Source organism: Pseudomonas sp. FGI182, assembly GCF_000511325.1.
Lineage (GTDB): Bacteria > Pseudomonadota > Gammaproteobacteria > Pseudomonadales > Pseudomonadaceae > Aquipseudomonas > Aquipseudomonas putida_Z.
On sequence record NZ_CP007012.1, the window covers coordinates 1,920,763 to 1,938,614 of the forward strand.

Genomic DNA, 17,852 nt, shown 5'->3' on the forward strand with positions numbered 1-17,852 from the left:
TCGACGCTTCCAGAGTGGGCTCTGGTTTCATTGTGCGGCGGGTGGGGAGGTAAAGCTGGCTGTAATGGGCTGTGGCGGCAGCGGCTTTGGCTGATTTCGCTGCGCTGGCAGCCGAATCGGCTGCAACGGTGGGCGATGCTTTCCGGTGTAGGAGCGGCCTTGTGTCGCGATTGGGCCGCAAAGCGGCCCCAGGGAATCAAGCATCACTGCTCACGCAACCGCTTGTACAGCGTGGTGCGGCTGATCCCAAGCCCGCGCGCCACCGCCGACAGGTTGCCGTTGGCTTGCTCCACCAGCGCGTGCAGGTCCGCTTCCTCAGTGGCAAGCAGCACGGGGGCGTGCAACTCGGCCTGAAATCCTGCAGGCAGGTGCTCGACGCCAACCGGCCCATTACCCGCCAAGGCCAGCGCCACCTGCAGCACACTCACCAGTTCACGCACATTCCCCGGCCAGGGGTGCCGATCGAGCAACTCGATAATGGCCGCAGGCAGCCGCGCAGGCTGCCCGGGGTCGCGGTAGCGCGCATGCACCTGCTCGATCAGCTGCCGGCGGTCACTGCGCTCGCGCAGCGGCGGCAATACCACCGCCAGCCCGGCGATGCGGTAATACAAGTCCTGGCGAAAGCGCCCGGCGCGCACTTCTTCGGCCAGGTCGCGGTTGCTCGCCGACACCACGCGGATATCCACCGCCACCGGTTCGCCGCTGCCCAATGGCTGGATGCTGCGCGTCTGCAGCACGCGCAGCAGGCGGGCCTGGGTGGGCAGCGGCATGTCGCCGATTTCGTCGAGGAACAGGATGCCGTGGTGGGCCTTGCGGATCAGCCCCGGGTTGCCCTTCTGGTGGGCGCCGGTGAACGCGCCCTTGTCGTAGCCGAACAGTTCCGACTCCACCAGCTCGGCCGGGATCGCCGCGCAGTTGACGGCGATCAGCGGCTGGCTGGCGCGGCTGCTGGCCCGGTGCAGGGTATCGACGAATACCTCCTTGCCTACGCCGGTTTCCCCCTGCACCAGCACCGGGATGTCCTTTTCCAGCAGCAGGCCGGCCTGCGCCAGGGCCTTCTCCAGGCGTGGCTCGGCGCTACTGGCGGTGGGGCGGCTGGGGGCCTCGCGCGGCGGCTGCCACTGGCAATGAAAGCGGTTGCGCCCGGTGGCTTGCAGGGCGAAGGGCTGTTGCCGGGGATGGCTGAGCAGCTGTTGCAGGGGCAACTGGAACAGTTGCGCGATGTTCTGCTGCAGCGGGTTGCCCCCGAGCAGGGTGTCGGCCCGGTGATTGGCGGCCAGCACCTGCCCGTGCTCATCGAACACCAGCAGGCCGGCCCAGGGGCTGTCGAGGTTGTCGGAGGCGCTGTTGAAGATCAGTTGCGCGTGCTGGTCGGCATGCTTGGCGAGGATCAGGCGGTTCTCCAGGCTCTGGCCCATCATGCGTACCAGGCCCAGGGTCTGGCTGGCGGGCAGGTAGCCGTCGCTGGCCACATCGAGCACCCCGACCAGCTGCCGCTCGGCGTCGAACAGCGGCGTGGCGGCGCTGGACATGTAGCGGTTCTGGCGCAGGAAATGTTCGTCCTGGCCAACGTGAATCGCCTCGGCGCAGACCAGTGCGGTGCCCAGCGCATTGGTGCCGACACCGCGCTCGTGCCAGTGGGCACCGGCGCTGAAGCCATGCTGCTGGCGCGGCTCGATGAACCGCCGCGAGCCCCAGCTGTCGAGCAGGCAGCCACTGGCATCGGCCAGCATCACCAGGTAGCTGGCATTGCCCAGCAGGTGCGCATATTGCGGCAGCACCGCTTCGCGGGTCAGGTGCAGCAGGGCCTGGCGCTGCTCCAGCAGGGCGCTCAGCTCGGCGCGGGTCAGGCAGTCGAAGTCCGGGGCGTGCTGGGGTTGCAGGCCGTGGTCGCGGCAGCGGGCCCAGGAGGCCTGGATCAGTTGGGCATGGGGCGAAGCGGATGCGGCCATGGGCCTGTCCTGTGTGATTGTTGTCATGGGGCCGACCGCTGTTCAGTGTCGTGCACGGTTGTTCAATGTCAAACCGGCAAGTGTTCAGTTGTTCAGTGCTTGTGTTCACTTGTGAACCTGCGATTGGCCGGTGTTGCCAGCAGGGCCCCGGGCCAGACGGTCGCGGCGCAACTGGCACGAAACTGGCTGTGCCCGGCAGACAAAAACCACAAGAAGGCCACGCCATGTCCCTGGTGCTGGAACAGGTCAGCCGCAGCGTCGACAACCAAGCCTGGATCGTCGATGCCTCACTGCGTTTCGAACCCGGCTCGTTCAACGTGCTGCTGGGCCGCACCCTGGCCGGCAAGACCAGCCTGATGCGCCTGATGGCCGGGCTCGATCGCCCGGACCGGGGGCGGGTGCTGATGGATGGCCAGGACGTGACTGGCGTGCCGGTGCGCCAGCGCAATGTGTCGATGGTGTATCAGCAGTTCATCAATTACCCGACCCTCAGCGTGTACGAGAACATTGCGTCACCGCTGCGCCAGGCACGCATGGACGAGCCCCAGATTCGCCGACGGGTGCAGGAAACCGCCGAAATGCTGCGCATCGAAGCCTACCTGCAGCGCCTGCCGCTGGAGCTGTCCGGTGGCCAGCAGCAACGCACGGCAATGGCCCGGGCGCTGGTCAAGGATGCCTCGCTGATCCTGTTCGACGAGCCACTGGTCAACCTCGACTACAAGCTGCGCGAGGGCCTGCGCCAGGAACTGCGCGAACTGTTCGCGGCACGCCACTGCATTGCCGTGTATGCCACCACCGAGCCCAACGAGGCGCTGGCTCTGGGCGGCACCACCACCCTGGTGCATGAGGGCCGTATCGTCCAGAGCGGGCCTACCGCCGAGGTCTACCAGCGCCCGGGCAGCGTGCTGGCTGCCGAGCTGTTTTCCGAGCCGCCGATCAACCTGGTACCTGGCCGTATCAGCGGCAACGACGTGAGCCTGGCCCAGGCCGTGCACTTTGCCCGCAATGCCGACCTGCAGCCGCTTGCCGAGGGTGACTACCGCTTTGGCGTGCGGCCCAGCCACATCAGCCTGGTGCCGGCCCACGACGACGACCTGGAATTGTCGGTGCTGGTGGAACTGGCCGAGATCAGTGGTTCAGAGACCTTCCTGCATGTACGCAACGAACACTGGCGCATGATCCTGCACCTGCCAGGGGTGCACGAATACCAGGTGGACACGCCGATCCGCGTGTTCATCCCCACCCACAAGCTGTTCGTGTTCGACAGCGCCGGGGCGCTGGTGCAGGCCCCGGGGCTGCGCCAGGCAAGGAGAGGGTGATGGCCGAGATCCGCCTGCGCCAACTGGCGCACAGCTACAGCCGCCAGCCCGCCAGCGAGGCAGACTATGCCCTGCACGCGCTGGAGCATGTGTGGGAGCAGGGCGGTGCCTACGCCTTGCTCGGGCCGTCGGGCTGCGGCAAGTCGACCTTGCTCAACATCATTTCCGGGCTGCTGACACCGTCCCACGGCGAGGTGCTGTTCGACGGCAAGCCGGTCAACCAGCTGTCACCACAGGCGCGCAACATCGCCCAGGTGTTCCAGTTCCCGGTGGTGTACGACACCATGACGGTGTTCGACAACCTGGCGTTTCCCTTGCGTAACCAGGGGCTGGACGAAGCCCGGGTGCAGGCCCGGGTGGAGGAGATTGCCGAGGTGCTCGACCTCTCGGCCGTACTGCGCAAGAAGGCGCGCAACCTCAGTGCCGACGAAAAGCAGAAGGTCTCCATGGGCCGTGGCCTGGTGCGCGATGACGTGTCGGCGATCCTGTTCGACGAGCCGCTGACGGTGATCGACCCGCACCTGAAGTGGAAGCTGCGGCGCAAGCTCAAGCAGATTCACGAGCAGTTCAACATCACCATGATCTACGTCACCCACGACCAGTTGGAAGCCTCGACGTTCGCCGACAAGATCGCGGTGATGCACGGCGGGCGCATCGTTCAGTTCGGCACCCCGCGTGAACTGTTCGAGCGGCCGCGGCATACCTTTGTCGGTTACTTCATCGGCAGCCCGGGGATGAACCTGATCGAGGTACGCGCCGAAGCGGACGGGGTGGCGTTCGGCGATATTCACCTGGTGCTGCCCGGGCAACTGCGGGAGCACCTGCAAGGGCGCCTGGCGGCCACAGGCGGTGGACGCCTGCAGGTAGGCATCCGCCCGGAATTCGTGCAGCTGTGGGACAGCCCGTTCGATGACGCCTACCCGGCACGGGTGCTGGACGTCGAGGACCTGGGCACCTACCGCATCGTCACCCTCGAACTGGGCGGTGTCGCGCTCAAGGCGCGCCTGGGCGAGGACCGCCCGCTGCCGGTGGCCCAGGCCTGGGTCAGCCTGCCGGCGCAGTGGCTGATGCTGTACGTCGACGATGTGCTGCTGGAGGCCGGGCCATGAACAAGGTACCGAACAACAAGGCCTGGTGGCTGGTGCTGCCGGTGTTCCTGCTGGTGGCATTCAGTGCGGTGGTGCCGATGATGACGGTGGTCAACTACTCGGTGCAGGACATCTTCGACCAGTCCAACCGCTACTTCGTCGGCGCCGACTGGTACCGCCAGGTGCTGCGCGACCCGGCGCTGCACGATGCGCTGCTGCGCCAGTTCATCTATTCCGCCTGCGTGCTACTGATCGAGATCCCGCTGGGCATCGCCATTGCCCTGACCATGCCGACCAAGGGGCGCATGGCCTCGGTGTGCCTGATCGTCATGGCCATCCCGTTGCTGATCCCGTGGAACGTGGTCGGCACCATCTGGCAGATTTTCGGCCGGGCCGACATCGGCCTGCTCGGCGCCACCCTGGCCAAGCTCGAGGTCAGCTACAACTACGCTGGCGACCCGTTCGACGCTTGGCTGACCGTGCTGGTGATGGACGTGTGGCACTGGACATCGCTGGTGGCGTTGCTCTGTTACTCGGGGCTGCGCGCCATCCCCGACGTTTACTACCAGGCTGCGCGCATCGACCGCGCCTCGGGCTGGGCGGTGTTCCGCCATATCCAGTTGCCCAAGCTGAAGAACGTGCTGCTGATCGCGGTGATGCTGCGCTTCATGGACAGCTTCATGATCTACACCGAGCCCTTCGTGCTGACCGGTGGCGGGCCCGGCAACGCCACCACCTTCCTCAGCCAGACCCTCACGCGCATGGCCGTGGGGCAGTTCGACCTGGGCCCGGCGGCGGCATTCTCGCTGGTGTACTTCCTGATCATCCTGCTGGTTTCGTGGCTGTTCTACACAGCCATGACCCATGCCGACAAGGACTAGGCCATGAGCACGCGCAAATCGCTGGCCCTGTTGCTGTACTTCTTCTTCCTGCTGGTGCCGATCTACTGGCTGCTGAACATGTCGTTCAAGAGCAACACCGAGATCCTCGGCGGCCTGACCCTGTGGCCACAGGCGTTCACCCTCGACAACTACCGGGTGATCTTCACCGATGCCAGCTGGTACAGCGGCTACATCAATTCGCTGTACTACGTGTGCCTGAACACGCTGATTTCGCTGCTGGTGGCGCTGCCAGCGGCATATGCCTTCTCGCGTTACCGCTTTCTCGGTGACCGGCACCTGTTCTTCTGGCTGCTGACCAACCGCATGGCGCCACCGGCGGTGTTCCTGCTGCCGTTCTTCCAGCTGTATTCGTCGATCGGCCTGTTCGACACCCATATCGCCGTGGCCCTGGCCCACTGCCTGTTCAACGTGCCGCTGGCGGTGTGGATCCTCGAGGGGTTCATGTCTGGTGTGCCGAAGGAAATCGACGAAACAGCCTACATCGACGGCTACAGCTTCCCGCGCTTCTTCGTGAAGATCTTCATCCCGCTGATTGGCTCCGGCATCGGCGTGACGGCGTTTTTCTGTTTCATGTTCTCCTGGGTCGAGCTGCTGCTGGCGCGCACCCTGACCTCGGTGAATGCCAAACCGATCGCTGCGGTGATGACCCGTACCGTGTCGGCCTCGGGCATCGATTGGGGCGTGTTGGCGGCGGCGGGGGTACTGACCATCTTGCCGGGCATGCTGGTGATCTGGTTCGTGCGCAACCATGTGGCCAAGGGCTTCGCCCTGGGCCGGGTGTGAGGAGGACAAGGCATGGAGTGGATGGCCTGGACCTTGCCGACGGCGCTGTTCTTCGCCGCCGTTGGCGTGCTGCTGCTGGGCATGACCCTGCTCGAACTGCGTCGCCCCTGCGTGGAGCGACGCGGCTTCCTGCCGCTGGTCACCAGCCGTGGTGACCGCTTGTTCATCGGCCTGCTGGCCAGCGCCTACCTGCATTTGCTGGTGGTTGGCGTCAGCGAGTGGCCATTGTGGGTGGCCTCGCTGCTGTCGCTGGCGTGGCTGGTGGTGGTGCTGCGCTGGGGCTGAGCGAGTGGCCCTGTGGGATAACTGAAACGGGAGATCACAATGTTCGACAACAAGTACAACAGGCGACATTTGACCCTGGCCGCGTTGCTGGTACTGGCCAGCGTGCAGGGCACAGCCTGGGCCGACCAGTACGAGGATGCGGCAAGGAAGTGGCTCGGCAGTGAGTTCAAGCCTTCGACCCTTACCCCTGAGCAGCAGCTGGCCGAGTTGAAGTGGTTCATCAAGGCTGCCGAGCCGTTCCGCGGCATGAAGATCAATGTGGTGTCGGAAACCATCACCACCCATGAATACGAGTCCAAGGTGCTGGCCAAGGCCTTCAGCGAGATCACCGGTATACAGCTGACCCACGACCTGTTGCAGGAAGGCGACGTGGTGGAAAAGCTGCAGACACAGATGCAGTCGGACAAGAACATCTATGACGGCTGGGTCAACGACTCCGACCTGATCGGTACGCACTTTCGCTACGGCAAGGTGGAATCGATCACCGACCTGATGGCCAACGAAGGCAAGGACTACACTTCGCCGACCCTGGACCTGAAGGACTTCATCGGCATTTCCTTCACCACCGCGCCGGATGGCAAGGTCTACCAACTGCCCGACCAGCAGTTCGCCAACCTCTACTGGTTCCGTGCCGACTGGTTCGAGCGGCCCGAGCTGAAGGCCAGGTTCAAGGAAAAATACGGCTACGAGCTGGGCGTACCGGTGAACTGGTCGGCCTACGAGGACATTGCCAGGTTCTTCACCGAAGACGTCAAGGAAATCGACGGCAAACGCGTTTATGGCCACATGGACTACGGCAAGAAAGACCCGTCGCTGGGCTGGCGCTTCACCGATGCCTGGTTCTCCATGGCGGGTGGCGGCGACAAAGGCCTGCCCAATGGTTTGCCGGTGGACGAATGGGGCATTCGCGTGGAGGACTGCCACCCGGTGGGGTCCAGCGTGACCCGTGGCGGCGACACCAACGGCCCGGCCGCCGTATATGCCACGCAGAAGTACGTGGACTGGATGCGTGCCTATGCGCCCAAGGAAGCCCAGGGCATGACCTTCTCCGAAGCCGGCCCGGTGCCGGCCCAGGGCAACATCGCCCAGCAGATCTTTTGGTACACCGCGTTTACCGCCGACATGACCAAGCCCGGTTTGCCGGTAGTGAACGCCGACGGCACGCCGAAGTGGCGCATGGCGCCCTCGCCGAAGGGGCCGTACTGGGAGGAGGGGATGAAGCTGGGCTACCAGGACACCGGTTCGTGGACCTTCTTCAAGTCCACCCCCGAGAAGCAACGCCTGGCTGCGTGGCTGTACGCCCAGTTCGTCACCTCCAAGACCGTGTCGCTGAAAAAGACCATCGTCGGCCTCACGCCGATTCGCGAGTCGGACATCAACTCCCAGGCCATGACCGAACTGGCGCCCAAGCTGGGCGGGCTGGTGGAGTTCTACCGCAGCCCGGCGCGGGTACAGTGGACACCGACCGGCACCAACGTGCCGGATTACCCGCGGTTGGCGCAGTTGTGGTGGAGCCACATCGCCGAAGTGGCCAGTGGCGAGAAGACCCCGCAGGAAGCGCTGGACGGCCTGGCCCGCGACCAGGACCGGATGATGGAGCGCTTGCAGCGGTCCAACGCCCAGGCCACCTGCGCACCGAAGCTGAACCCGGAGAAGGACGCCCAGTACTGGTTCGACCAGCCCGGGGCGCCGAAACCGAAACTGGCCAACGAAAAGCCCAAGGGCGAGACGGTCAGCTACAACGAACTGCTGAAGTCGTGGGAGGCGGCCAGGAAGTGATCGGCTGAGTAACGCGCTGGCTTCTTCGCGGGCTTGCCCGCTCCCACAGGTACCCCGCGCGTCTTGAGAGCGGCGCAGTACCTGTGGGAGCGGGCAAGCCCGCGAAGAGGCCGGTAAACCCAGTGCACAGTTTACGGGCAAAAAAAACGGCACCTGCCAGAGGTGCCGTTTTCATGTCACGCGGTATTACTTGTGCAGCTCTTCCGCCGCATACAGCGTGTTCTCCAGCAGGCATGCGCGGGTCATCGGCCCGACGCCGCCCGGCACCGGCGTGATCCAGCCGGCGCGCGGCAGGGCGGTCTCGTAGACCACGTCGCCGACCAGCTTGCCGTCTTCCTGGCGGTTGATGCCCACGTCAATGACGATGGCACCTTCCTTGATCCACTCACCCTTGACCAGGCCCGGCTTGCCTGCGGCCACTACCACCAGGTCGGCGCGGCCGACATGGCCGGGGAGGTCCTTGGTGAAGCGGTGGCAGACGGTCACGGTGCAACCGGCCAGCAGCAGCTCCATGGCCATCGGACGGCCAACGATGTTGGAGGCGCCGACGATGACCGCGTTCATGCCGTACAGGTCCTGGCCGGTGCTTTCCAGCAGGGTCATGATGCCCTTCGGCGTGCACGGGCGCAGCAGCGGGATGCGCTGGGCCAGGCGGCCGATGTTGTACGGGTGGAAGCCGTCCACGTCCTTGTCCGGGCGGATGCGCTCGAGCAGCAGCGAGGCGTCCAGGTGCGCCGGCAGCGGCAACTGCAGCAGGATACCGTCGACGGCCGGGTCGTCATTGAGGCGGTCGATCAGCTCGGTCAGGGCCTGCTGCGTGGTTTCGCTGGGCAGGTCGAACGCCTGCGAAATGAAGCCGACCTCTTCGCAGTCCTTGCGCTTGTGCGAGACATAGACTTGGGAGGCGGGGTCGGTGCCGACCAGGATCACCGCCAGGCCCGGCGTACGCAGGCCTTGCTGGCGACGCTCCACGACACGTTGAGCGATCTGCTGGCGCAGGCTGGCGGCGATCGCCTTGCCATCGATTAGGTGTGCAGTCATAGACGCGTGATTAACCATCGAGAAGGAAACAATTGAAGAGGGCGCATTCTCGCACGACATGGGCCAAGGGCAAAGGCGGGTGGTCGGGCAAATCCCCTAAGCCCTTAAATAATTTAAATTTTTTTGAGAAAGGTGTTGACGACTATCAGGCCCGCCTATAAGATTCGCCGCACTTGTCGGGCACAGCCTAGCACTTGTCGGGCACAGCCTAGCACTGGTTGGCTAAGTCGGGCAGAATGAGTGGTTTAGCAGTTACCTGTTAAGGTCTCGTTCGGTTAGGCTTCAAGCTTAAGCGCCCGTAGCTCAGCTGGATAGAGCATCCGCCTTCTAAGCGGATGGTCGCAGGTTCGAGTCCTGCCGGGTGCGCCATTAGGCAGCTTTGGCAAGCAAGTAGGCTGTAATGCAATATGGTGGGCGTAGCTCAGTTGGTAGAGCGCTGGATTGTGATTCCAGTTGTCGTGGGTTCGATTCCCATCGTCCACCCCATATTCTTCAAAGGCGCCTCGATAGCATCTGGCGCCTTTGTTTTAAGCGTTACGCGGACGTGGTGAAATTGGTAGACACACTGGATTTAGGTTCCAGCGGCGCAAGCTGTAAGAGTTCGAGTCTCTTCGTCCGCACCATGCTTCTGTAAGGCTGTACCGCAACATCGCAAGACTGCAATATGGTGGGCGTAGCTCAGTTGGTAGAGCGCTGGATTGTGATTCCAGTTGTCGTGGGTTCGATTCCCATCGTCCACCCCATATTCTTCGAAGGCGCCTTGATCGTGAGATCGGGCGCCTTTTTGTTTTGCGCCCTGATCTGGTGGCGCTGCGCTCAGGCGAGGGCAGGGCTGTTTTCCGGTACCAGGCGCACCTCTACGCGATGCCCGAGGGCACGCGCTGCGCTGGCCAGGGTCGCCAGTGTCATGCCTGGGTCGTTCTGGTCGAGCGCCCGGTCAACCGCGGTGCGGCTGGTGTGCATGCGCTCGGCCAATGCCTTCTTGCTGATCTTCTGCGCTTTCATGGCCTCGGCGATCTGCCAGGCGATCAAGCGCTTCAGGGCAGCTGCGGATACCTCCTCTGCAAGGCCCTCGCCTGCCAGGAAGTCGTCGAAGTCGGAGCCGATATGTGTGGTCATTGCTTGTGCCTCTTTATGGCGGCTTGGCGCTGCCTGGCGGCGGCCAGGTCCGGCGCTGGTGTTTTCTGGCTCTTCTTGATGAAGCCGTGAAGCAGGACCATGGTGTTTCCATCCACGGTAAAAAGAACCCGGGCGATCGTGTTCTCAAGGTTGACCCTGGCCTCCCATAGGCCTTTCCCGAGCTTCCTGACAATGGGCATGCCTAGCGGCCATCCGATTTGTATTGTCTTGATCTCGGTTCCAATCAGGTGTTTGTGGGTGCGGGGGAGTGAGGTCAACCATTCGCGTACAGGCTCACTGCCGGCTTCGGTGCGAAAGAAGCGGACTTCTAGTGTTGTTGCGTTCCTGTCCATGGAAGTGTACCAAAAAAGGTACTCCATTCAAGCGCAGGGCAATCGCTTGTGCGATAGCGTGTTTCCCGCAGCGCTGTAGGAGTGTTCGCCGGGTTGCAAATCAATCGAGCCCGGCCCTTGCAATCCTCTAGTGACATCCCAATAAAAGCTGTTAGATTTCAGCCGGTTGAAACACCGGCCCATTTGGCCGGCAGAGGAACAGCCCGATGATCGCAAAAGAAGCCCGTCAGGCCCTGGCGCTACAGCGCTTTGCCGAGGCCAATCCGCAGCTGCTCGAAGAGATCCGTGAGCTGGATGCGCGCGAGCAGGCCCAGCAGATCGAGTGGGCGTTCGAGGATGCGGCCGAGGAGCAGGGTATCCAGCCTTGGGAGCTGGCCCTGCAACTGATCGCCGAAACCCCCGAGCAGCTGCAGGCCATGCGCCTGGAGACGCACCGCGAGGTAGCTGAGGCGCTGGGGATGGAGTGGGAGGAGTACTGCCAGTTCAACGAAATCGACCCTGAATAAAGGCAGCGAATTCGTTCCTGGTAGTTGTTTGACAAGGTATTTCGGCTGCAGGTCGCCCCGGGCGTCGTGCGGCCCCCATTGAAACAGGCCCGGCGTTATGTCGTGCGGGCCTTGAAAGTTAATCGACCGGCGTGGTTTCCCGTCGTCCCGAGTGGGGTGACTTCTGCTGCGCGACTCACTAGAATGCTTGCCCTTGATTCTGGAGTCGGGCTAACGCCGGCTAACGTCTGTGCAACGAGGAATATCCATGCAAGTTTCTGTTGAAAACACTTCCGCTCTCGAGCGCCGCATGACCATCGCCGTTCCGGCCGAGCGCGTCGAGAACGAAGTCAACAAGCGTCTGCAACAGACTGCCAAGCGCGCCAAGGTTGCCGGCTTCCGCCCAGGCAAAGTGCCGATGAGCGTGATCCGTCAGCGTTTCGAAGCTGATGCCCGTCAAGAGGCTTTCGGTGACCTGGTCCAGGCTTCCTTCTACGAAGCCATCGTCGAGCAGAAGCTGAACCCGGCTGGCGCCCCTGCGGTAGAGCCGAAGTCCTTCGAAAAGGGCAAGGACCTGGAATTCGTCGCCATCTTCGAAGTGTTCCCGGAGTTCACCGTTGGCGGCCTCGAGTCGATCAACGTCGAGCGCCTGAGCGCCGAAGTGGCTGACGCCGACCTGGACAACATGCTGGAAGTGCTGCGCAAGCAGAACACCCGCTTCGAGGCCGTCGAGCGCGCCGCGCAGAACGACGACCAGGTCAACATCGACTTCGTCGGCAAGGTCGACGGTGAAGTGTTCGCCGGTGGTTCGGCCAAGGGCACCCAGCTGGTATTGGGCTCCGGCCGCATGATCCCAGGCTTCGAAGACGGCCTGGTTGGCGCCAAGGCTGGCGAAGAGCGCGTTGTCAACGTGACCTTCCCTGAGGACTACCAGAACCTGGACCTGGCTGGCAAAGCTGCCGAGTTCACCATCACCGTCAACAGCGTTGCTGCTCCTGTGCTGCCAGAGCTGAACGAAGAGTTCTTCGCCCAGTTCGGCATCAAGGAATCGACCCTGGAAGGCTTCCGCACCGAAGTTCGCAAGAACATGGAGCGTGAACTGCGCCAGGCCATCAAGGCCAAGGTGAAGAACCAGGTCATGGACGGTCTGCTGGCTGCCAACCCGATCGAAGTGCCGAAGGCCCTGCTGGAAAACGAAGTCAACCGTCTGCGCGTGCAGGCTGTTCAGCAGTTCGGTGGCAACATCAAGCCTGAGCAACTGCCGGCCGAGCTGTTCGAAGAACAAGCCAAGCGCCGTGTGGTCCTGGGCCTGATCGTGGCCGAAGTGGTCAAGCAGTTCGAGCTGAAGCCGGACGAAGGCAAGGTTCGCGAAATGATCGAAGAAATGGCTTCGGCTTACCAAGAGCCTGAGCAGGTCATCGCCTGGTACTACAAGAACGACCAGCAACTGAACGAAGTCCGTTCGGTTGTGCTGGAAGAACAAGTTGTAGATACTGTTCTGCAGAAAGCGACTGTGACCGACAAGTCGGTCTCGTACGAAGATGCCGTTAAACCAGCACAGGCTCCAGCCGCCGCTGAGTAACAGGCTTCTCTCGTAGGAAACCCCCACAAGCCAGCCTTCGAGCTGGCTTGTGCGTATTCAAGCCATGACTATTTGGGAGTGAGCGCAGGACATGTCCCGCAATTCTTATATTCAGCAGAGCTCTGACATCCAGGCCGCAGGCGGCCTGGTCCCGATGGTTATCGAGCAGTCCGCCCGTGGCGAACGCGCTTACGACATCTACTCGCGCCTGTTGAAGGAGCGTGTGATCTTCCTGGTTGGCCCGGTAGAGGACTACATGGCCAACCTCGTCGTCGCGCAACTGCTGTTCCTTGAAGCGGAAAACCCGGACAAGGATATCCATCTGTACATCAACTCGCCGGGCGGTTCCGTCACCGCCGGCATGTCGATCTACGACACCATGCAGTTCATCAAGCCGGACGTCTCGACCATCTGCATCGGCCAGGCCTGCAGCATGGGCGCCTTCCTGCTGGCTGCAGGTGCCAAGGGCAAGCGTCACTGCCTGCCGAACTCGCGCGTGATGATCCACCAGCCGCTGGGCGGCTTCCAGGGTCAGGCCACCGATATCGAGATCCACGCCCAGGAAATCCTCAATATCAAGGCCCGCCTGAACGAGCTGCTGGCCTACCACACCGGCCAGGATCTCGAGACCATCAAGCGCGACACCGAACGTGACAACTTCATGAGCGCCTCGCGCGCGGCCGAGTACGGCCTGATCGACTCGGTCTACGACAAGCGGCAACTGGCCTCCTGAACCGGGGTGCCAGAGCAGGTGGGCGCCGAAAGCGCCTACCTGCGGACTTGAAAAAGCCCGCAATTGCCTTCATCTTGTGTTGCAAGCCTACCGGATTGGATCGATCGAATGACTGACACCCGTAACGGCGAGGACAGCGGCAAATTGCTTTATTGCTCCTTCTGCGGCAAAAGCCAGCACGAAGTGCGCAAACTGATTGCCGGGCCCTCGGTATTTATCTGCGACGAGTGCGTCGACCTGTGCAACGACATCATCCGTGAGGAGGTGCAGGAAGCCCAGGCCGAGAGCAGCGCGCACAAATTGCCTTCGCCGAAAGAAATCAGCGGTATCCTGGACCAGTACGTCATTGGTCAGGAACGCGCGAAGAAGGTGCTTGCCGTAGCGGTGTACAACCACTACAAGCGCCTGAACCAGCGTGACAAGAAGGGTGACGAAGTCGAACTCGGCAAGAGCAACATCCTGCTCATCGGGCCAACCGGCTCGGGCAAGACCCTGCTCGCCGAAACCCTTGCACGCCTGTTGAACGTACCGTTCACCATTGCTGACGCCACCACCCTGACCGAAGCCGGTTACGTGGGTGAGGACGTCGAGAACATCATCCAGAAGCTGTTGCAGAAGTGCGACTACGACGTGGAAAAGGCCCAGATGGGCATTGTCTACATCGACGAGATCGACAAGATTTCGCGCAAGTCGGACAACCCGTCCATCACCCGTGACGTCTCGGGCGAGGGCGTGCAACAGGCACTGCTTAAGCTGATCGAAGGCACCGTGGCCTCGGTTCCGCCGCAAGGCGGCCGCAAGCACCCGCAACAGGAATTCCTGCAGGTCGATACCCGCAACATCCTGTTCATCTGCGGTGGCGCCTTCTCGGGCCTGGAAAAGGTCATCCAGAACCGCTCCACCAAGGGTGGCATCGGTTTTGGCGCCGAAGTACGCAGCAAGGAAGAAGGCAAGAAGGTTGGCGAGTCCCTGCGTGAGGTCGAGCCGGACGATCTGGTCAAGTTTGGCCTGATCCCGGAATTCGTCGGTCGCTTGCCGGTACTGGCAACCCTCGACGAGCTGGACGAGGCTGCGCTGATGCAGATCCTCACAGAGCCGAAGAACGCCCTGACCAAGCAGTATGCCAAGCTGTTCGAGATGGAAAGCGTCGACCTCGAGTTCCGCAGCGATGCGCTCAAGGCCGTGGCGCGCAAGGCCCTGGAGCGCAAGACCGGCGCCCGTGGCCTGCGTTCGATCCTCGAAGGCGTGCTGCTCGACACCATGTACGAGATTCCTTCGAAGAAGGATGTCAGCAAGGTGGTGATCGACGAGAGCGTCATCGATGGCACCTCGCAGCCGCTGATGATCTACGAGAACAGCGAGCCGCAAGCCAAGGCCGCACCGGACGCCTGATCCAGGCAATGGCCGGTTGACGGTTGCAAGCAAGAAGGGGCCTACGGGCCCCTTTCTGCTTTTCCTGCGCTAGCGCTTGTAATTTCCCAAGTGTGCCCCCACATTAGGTCCAAGCATCATTTCCACCGGTTTCCGGCCATAAGGCCGCTGTAGAGGCGAAATCATGAAGACCACCCTCGACTTGCCTCTTTTGCCATTGCGCGATGTCGTTGTTTACCCGCACATGGTCATCCCGCTGTTCGTGGGGCGCGAAAAGTCCATCGAAGCCCTTGAGGCGGCGATGACGGGCGAAAAGCAGATCCTCCTGCTGGCCCAGAAAAACCCGGCCGACGATGATCCGGGCGAAGACGCCCTGTACCGCGTCGGTACCGTTGCCACCGTGCTGCAATTGCTGAAACTGCCCGATGGCACCGTCAAGGTGCTGGTCGAGGGCGAGCAGCGCGGCGCCGTGGAGCGTTTCAGCGAAGTAGAAGGGCACATCCGTGCCGAAGTTTCCCTGATCGACGAAGTCGACGCCGCCGAGCGCGAGTCGGAAGTGTTCGTGCGCACGCTGCTGTCGCAGTTCGAGCAGTACGTGCAGCTGGGCAAGAAAGTCCCTGCCGAAGTGCTGTCGTCGCTGAACAGCATCGAAGAGCCAGGGCGCCTGGTCGATACCATGGCCGCACACATGGCCTTGAAGATCGAGCAGAAACAGGAAATTCTCGAAATCGTCGACCTGCCGACCCGTGTCGAGCACGTACTGGCGCTGCTGGATGCCGAAATCGACCTGCTGCAGGTCGAAAAGCGCATTCGCGGTCGGGTCAAGAAGCAGATGGAGCGCAGCCAGCGCGAGTACTACCTGAATGAGCAGATGAAGGCCATTCAGAAAGAGCTCGGCGATGGCGACGAAGGCCACAACGAAGTCGAAGAGCTGAAAAAGCGCATCGAAGCCGCTGGCCTGCCCAAGGACGCACTGGCCAAGGCCCAGGCCGAGCTGAACAAGCTCAAGCAGATGTCGCCGATGTCGGCCGAGGCCACCGTGGTCCGGTCCTACCTCGACTGGCTGGTGCAGGTGCCGTGGAAGGCCCAGAGCAAGGTGCGCCTGGACCTGGCCAAGGCCGAGGAAATCCTCGATGCGGACCACTACGGCCTGGAAGAGGTCAAGGAACGCATCCTCGAGTACCTTGCCGTGCAAAAGCGCGTCAAGAAGATCCGCGGGCCGGTACTGTGCCTGGTCGGCCCACCCGGCGTCGGCAAGACCTCGCTGGCCGAGTCGATCGCCGCTGCCACCAACCGCAAGTTCGTGCGCATGGCCCTGGGTGGTGTGCGTGACGAGGCCGAGATCCGTGGTCACCGCCGTACCTACATCGGTTCCATGCCTGGCCGCCTGATCCAGAAGATGACCAAGGTGGGGGTGCGTAACCCGCTGTTCCTGCTGGACGAAATCGACAAGATGGGCAGCGACATGCGTGGCGATCCGGCCTCGGCACTGCTCGAAGTGCTCGACCCGGAGCAGAACCACAACTTCAACGACCACTACCTGGAGGTCGACTACGACCTCTCGGACGTGATGTTCCTGTGCACCTCGAACTCGATGAACATCCCGCCGGCGCTGCTCGACCGGATGGAAGTCATCCGCCTGCCGGGCTACACCGAGGACGAGAAGATCAACATCGCGGTCAAGTACCTGGTGCCCAAGCAGGTCAAGGCCAACGGCTTGAAGAAGGACGAGCTGGAAGTCGACGTCTCGGCGATCCGCGACATCATCCGCTTCTACACCCGCGAAGCCGGTGTGCGTGGCCTGGAGCGGCAAATCGCCAAGGTCTGCCGCAAGGTGGTCAAGGAACATACCGGGCAGAAGCAGGTCAAGGTCAAGGTGGCCAGCGAGCAGCTGGAACACCTGCTGGGTGTGCGCAAGTTCCGCTACGGCCTGGCCGAGCAGCAGGACCAGATCGGCCAGGTTACCGGCCTGGCCTGGACCCAGGTGGGCGGCGAACTGCTGACCATCGAAGCCGTGGTCATCCCCGGCAAGGGCCAGCTGATCAAGACCGGCTCGCTGGGCGACGTCATGGTCGAGTCGATCACCGCCGCGCAGACCGTGGTGCGCAGCCGTGCCCGCAGCCTGGGTATCGCCGCCGACTTCCATGAGAAGCACGACGTGCATATCCACATGCCGGAAGGCGCCACGCCGAAGGATGGCCCGAGTGCCGGTATCGGCATGTGCACCGCGCTGGTGTCGGCGCTGACGCAGATTCCGGTACGTGCCGATGTGGCCATGACCGGCGAAATCACCCTGCGTGGCCAGGTGCTGGCCATTGGCGGGTTGAAGGAAAAACTGCTGGCGGCACACCGTGGCGGGATCAAGACGGTGATCATTCCCGAGGAGAATGTTCGCGATCTGAAGGAGATTCCGGAAAATATCAAACAGGATCTGCAGATCAAACCGGTCAAATGGATTGACGAAGTCCTGCAAATTGCGCTGCAATACGCCCCGGAGCCCTTGCCAGATGTGGCTCCGGAGATTGTCGCGAAAGATGAAAAGCGCGACGGCGATGCTAAGGAAAGAATTAGCACGCACTAGTAGTTTTTGGCTGGGGGGCTTTCCTTGACAGTTTTTTCGGGGCCTTGCTATAAAGCGGCACGCTATTGTCATCAGGCCACCCAGCGCACGTTTCATAAGCTTTTCATTACATACTTAGAAACAAACTCAATAGAGAAATAAGGGGACTTAGAGTGAACAAGTCGGAACTGATTGACGCTATCGCCGCATCTGCTGACATCCCGAAAGCTGTAGCCGGCCGTGCGCTGGACGCAGTCATCGAATCCGTCACCGGCGCCCTGAAGCAAGGTGACGATGTGGTACTGGTTGGTTTCGGTACCTTCTCGGTCAAGGAGCGTGCAGAGCGCACCGGCCGCAACCCGCAAACCGGTAACGCGATCAAGATCGCTGCCGCCAAGGTTCCAGGCTTCAAGGCTGGCAAAGGCCTGAAAGACGCCGTCAACTAAGTCGTCTCTTTCAGCCGGACCCGGCCTGGCCAGGTCCGAGCACGGTGATGGCGG

16 protein-coding genes and 4 tRNA genes are annotated in these 17,852 nt (G+C 62.4%); 16 read left to right on the plus strand and 4 right to left on the minus strand.

Annotated features, from left to right (window positions below; all coding sequences use genetic code 11):
* Window positions 1–203 precede the first annotated feature (203 nt).
* The gene (locus C163_RS08600) at window positions 204–1,952 is read right to left on the minus strand and encodes a sigma-54-dependent Fis family transcriptional regulator (RefSeq protein ID WP_025338411.1); all 1,749 of its coding nucleotides are present in this window, start codon (window positions 1,950–1,952) and stop codon (window positions 204–206) included.
* A 224-nt stretch (window positions 1,953–2,176) separates the two neighbouring features.
* Here C163_RS08600 and C163_RS08605 point away from each other — a divergent pair, with 224 nt between their 5' ends.
* Genes C163_RS08605 through C163_RS08630 form a run of 6 tightly spaced genes read left to right on the plus strand, consistent with a single transcriptional unit; the run spans window position 2,177 to window position 8,108 of the window.
* On the plus strand, window positions 2,177–3,271 hold the full coding sequence (locus C163_RS08605) for an ABC transporter ATP-binding protein (RefSeq protein ID WP_025338412.1): 1,095 nt from the start codon (window positions 2,177–2,179) through the stop codon (window positions 3,269–3,271).
* Window positions 3,271–4,380, plus strand: a complete 1,110-nt coding sequence (locus C163_RS08610) for an ABC transporter ATP-binding protein (protein ID WP_025338413.1) — start codon at window positions 3,271–3,273, stop codon at window positions 4,378–4,380. The genes C163_RS08605 and C163_RS08610 overlap by 1 nt, the downstream gene beginning before the upstream one ends.
* Entirely contained in the window at window positions 4,377–5,240 is an 864-nt protein-coding gene (locus C163_RS08615; protein ID WP_025338414.1) for a carbohydrate ABC transporter permease, read from the plus strand. Before C163_RS08610 ends, C163_RS08615 begins: the two co-directional genes overlap by 4 nt.
* A 3-nt stretch (window positions 5,241–5,243) precedes the next feature.
* Complete coding sequence (locus C163_RS08620) at window positions 5,244–6,044, plus strand: carbohydrate ABC transporter permease (RefSeq protein ID WP_013971876.1); 801 nt, start codon at window positions 5,244–5,246, stop codon at window positions 6,042–6,044.
* A gap of 12 nt (window positions 6,045–6,056) precedes the next feature.
* Window positions 6,057–6,329: a DUF2160 domain-containing protein gene (locus C163_RS08625; protein ID WP_013971877.1), complete on the plus strand. Its 273-nt coding sequence runs from the start codon at window positions 6,057–6,059 to the stop codon at window positions 6,327–6,329.
* Between the two features lie 39 nt (window positions 6,330–6,368).
* The gene (locus tag C163_RS08630; protein WP_013971878.1) at window positions 6,369–8,108 is read left to right on the plus strand and encodes an ABC transporter substrate-binding protein; all 1,740 of its coding nucleotides are present in this window, start codon (window positions 6,369–6,371) and stop codon (window positions 8,106–8,108) included.
* Between the two features lie 186 nt (window positions 8,109–8,294).
* Here the strand turns inward: C163_RS08630 and folD are convergent, their stop codons facing one another.
* Window positions 8,295–9,149 (minus strand): bifunctional methylenetetrahydrofolate dehydrogenase/methenyltetrahydrofolate cyclohydrolase FolD, encoded by an 855-nt coding sequence (folD, locus tag C163_RS08635; protein ID WP_025338415.1) that lies wholly within the window; start codon window positions 9,147–9,149, stop codon window positions 8,295–8,297.
* A gap of 292 nt (window positions 9,150–9,441) precedes the next feature.
* Here folD and C163_RS08640 point away from each other — a divergent pair.
* The 4 genes from C163_RS08640 (at window position 9,442) to C163_RS08655 (ending at window position 9,892) form a co-directional block, all read left to right on the plus strand.
* Window positions 9,442–9,518 (plus strand) — tRNA-Arg (locus tag C163_RS08640).
* 41 nt (window positions 9,519–9,559) lie between these two features.
* A tRNA-His gene (locus C163_RS08645) sits at window positions 9,560–9,635 on the plus strand.
* A 52-nt stretch (window positions 9,636–9,687) separates the two neighbouring features.
* A tRNA-Leu gene (locus tag C163_RS08650) sits at window positions 9,688–9,772 on the plus strand.
* A 44-nt stretch (window positions 9,773–9,816) separates the two neighbouring features.
* Window positions 9,817–9,892, plus strand: a tRNA-His gene (locus tag C163_RS08655).
* Window positions 9,893–9,965: 73 nt separating this feature from the next.
* On the opposite strand, the gene C163_RS08660 is transcribed toward C163_RS08655, so the two are convergent.
* Window positions 9,966–10,268, minus strand: coding sequence for an XRE family transcriptional regulator (locus C163_RS08660; protein WP_025338416.1), 303 nt, complete (start codon window positions 10,266–10,268; stop codon window positions 9,966–9,968).
* Window positions 10,265–10,621: a type II toxin-antitoxin system RelE/ParE family toxin gene (locus C163_RS08665; protein ID WP_025338417.1), complete on the minus strand. Its 357-nt coding sequence runs from the start codon at window positions 10,619–10,621 to the stop codon at window positions 10,265–10,267. The genes C163_RS08660 and C163_RS08665 overlap by 4 nt, the downstream gene beginning before the upstream one ends.
* 206 nt (window positions 10,622–10,827) lie before the next feature.
* Between C163_RS08665 and C163_RS08670 the strand changes: the two genes are divergently transcribed.
* The 6 genes from C163_RS08670 (at window position 10,828) to C163_RS08695 (ending at window position 17,798) form a co-directional block, all read left to right on the plus strand.
* Window positions 10,828–11,127 (plus strand): DUF6388 family protein, encoded by a 300-nt coding sequence (locus C163_RS08670; protein WP_025338418.1) that lies wholly within the window; start codon window positions 10,828–10,830, stop codon window positions 11,125–11,127.
* Window positions 11,128–11,374: 247 nt separating this feature from the next.
* On the plus strand, window positions 11,375–12,688 hold the full coding sequence (tig, locus tag C163_RS08675) for a trigger factor (RefSeq protein WP_024086620.1): 1,314 nt from the start codon (window positions 11,375–11,377) through the stop codon (window positions 12,686–12,688).
* A gap of 91 nt (window positions 12,689–12,779) precedes the next feature.
* A complete protein-coding gene (gene clpP / locus C163_RS08680) occupies window positions 12,780–13,421 on the plus strand; it encodes an ATP-dependent Clp endopeptidase proteolytic subunit ClpP (RefSeq protein ID WP_003259400.1) in 642 nt (213 codons plus the stop codon).
* Window positions 13,422–13,529: 108 nt separating this feature from the next.
* Window positions 13,530–14,813 carry an ATP-dependent Clp protease ATP-binding subunit ClpX gene (clpX, locus tag C163_RS08685; protein WP_025338419.1) on the plus strand — a complete coding sequence of 428 codons (1,284 nt, stop codon included), beginning with the start codon at window positions 13,530–13,532 and terminating at the stop codon, window positions 14,811–14,813.
* A 163-nt stretch (window positions 14,814–14,976) separates the two neighbouring features.
* Entirely contained in the window at window positions 14,977–17,373 is a 2,397-nt protein-coding gene (gene lon, locus C163_RS08690; protein ID WP_015269697.1) for an endopeptidase La, read from the plus strand.
* 152 nt (window positions 17,374–17,525) lie between these two features.
* On the plus strand, window positions 17,526–17,798 hold the full coding sequence (locus C163_RS08695; RefSeq protein WP_003259401.1) for an HU family DNA-binding protein: 273 nt from the start codon (window positions 17,526–17,528) through the stop codon (window positions 17,796–17,798).
* The last annotated feature ends 54 nt before the right edge of the window (window positions 17,799–17,852 follow it).

Bases quoted from the DNA above. Each gene is read 5' to 3' on its own strand.
- C163_RS08600 (WP_025338411.1), bottom strand. From the start codon at position 1,952: ATGGCCGCATCCGCTTCGCCCCATGCCCAACTGATCCAGGCCTCCTGG.
- C163_RS08605 (WP_025338412.1), top strand. From the start codon at position 2,177: ATGTCCCTGGTGCTGGAACAGGTCAGCCGCAGCGTCGACAACCAAGCC.
- C163_RS08610 (WP_025338413.1), top strand. From the start codon at position 3,271: ATGGCCGAGATCCGCCTGCGCCAACTGGCGCACAGCTACAGCCGCCAG.
- C163_RS08615 (WP_025338414.1), top strand. From the start codon at position 4,377: ATGAACAAGGTACCGAACAACAAGGCCTGGTGGCTGGTGCTGCCGGTG.
- C163_RS08620 (WP_013971876.1), top strand. From the start codon at position 5,244: ATGAGCACGCGCAAATCGCTGGCCCTGTTGCTGTACTTCTTCTTCCTG.
- C163_RS08625 (WP_013971877.1), top strand. From the start codon at position 6,057: ATGGAGTGGATGGCCTGGACCTTGCCGACGGCGCTGTTCTTCGCCGCC.
- C163_RS08630 (WP_013971878.1), top strand. From the start codon at position 6,369: ATGTTCGACAACAAGTACAACAGGCGACATTTGACCCTGGCCGCGTTG.
- folD (WP_025338415.1), bottom strand. From the start codon at position 9,149: ATGACTGCACACCTAATCGATGGCAAGGCGATCGCCGCCAGCCTGCGC.
- C163_RS08660 (WP_025338416.1), bottom strand. From the start codon at position 10,268: ATGACCACACATATCGGCTCCGACTTCGACGACTTCCTGGCAGGCGAG.
- C163_RS08665 (WP_025338417.1), bottom strand. From the start codon at position 10,621: ATGGACAGGAACGCAACAACACTAGAAGTCCGCTTCTTTCGCACCGAA.
- C163_RS08670 (WP_025338418.1), top strand. From the start codon at position 10,828: ATGATCGCAAAAGAAGCCCGTCAGGCCCTGGCGCTACAGCGCTTTGCC.
- tig (WP_024086620.1), top strand. From the start codon at position 11,375: ATGCAAGTTTCTGTTGAAAACACTTCCGCTCTCGAGCGCCGCATGACC.
- clpP (WP_003259400.1), top strand. From the start codon at position 12,780: ATGTCCCGCAATTCTTATATTCAGCAGAGCTCTGACATCCAGGCCGCA.
- clpX (WP_025338419.1), top strand. From the start codon at position 13,530: ATGACTGACACCCGTAACGGCGAGGACAGCGGCAAATTGCTTTATTGC.
- lon (WP_015269697.1), top strand. From the start codon at position 14,977: ATGAAGACCACCCTCGACTTGCCTCTTTTGCCATTGCGCGATGTCGTT.